Source organism: Desulfosporosinus metallidurans (assembly GCF_001936615.1).
GTDB classification, from domain to species: domain Bacteria; phylum Bacillota; class Desulfitobacteriia; order Desulfitobacteriales; family Desulfitobacteriaceae; genus Desulfosporosinus; species Desulfosporosinus metallidurans.
This window is the reverse complement of the sequence record NZ_MLBF01000236.1, coordinates 1-270: the sequence shown is the minus strand read 5'-3', so window position 1 is coordinate 270 and position 270 is coordinate 1. Positions and strand designations below refer to the sequence as shown.

Sequence of the window (270 nt, the reverse complement as noted above, 5' to 3'; positions counted from 1 at the left end):
TCGTCGCTTTCAGCCGTCATCGAGCAGGACGGCAATGCCGTCAAAGCCGAGGTGGTGGTCTGTGCCCTCACCGGTGAAACCAACGTCTACCACGTGGTCGGAGCCATCTTTAACGGCCATGTCTATATGTTCCACGGCAGCGGCCACATCTTCGAGGGCGACGCCAAAGGCAACGAACTGGTGGGCACCCTGACCACCAAAGGCGGCAGCAAAGTCGAACTGCGCGCCACCCGCACGCAGCAGTAAGGGAAGAGAGAGAAGAGTGAAGAG

1 protein-coding gene is annotated in these 270 nt (G+C 59.6%); it reads left to right on the top strand.

Annotated features, from left to right (window positions below; all coding sequences use genetic code 11):
* A partial coding sequence (locus tag DSOL_RS26515) for a hypothetical protein (RefSeq protein ID WP_075367620.1) occupies positions 1–246 on the top strand: 246 nt, incomplete at its 5' end.
* Positions 247–270 lie beyond the last annotated feature (24 nt).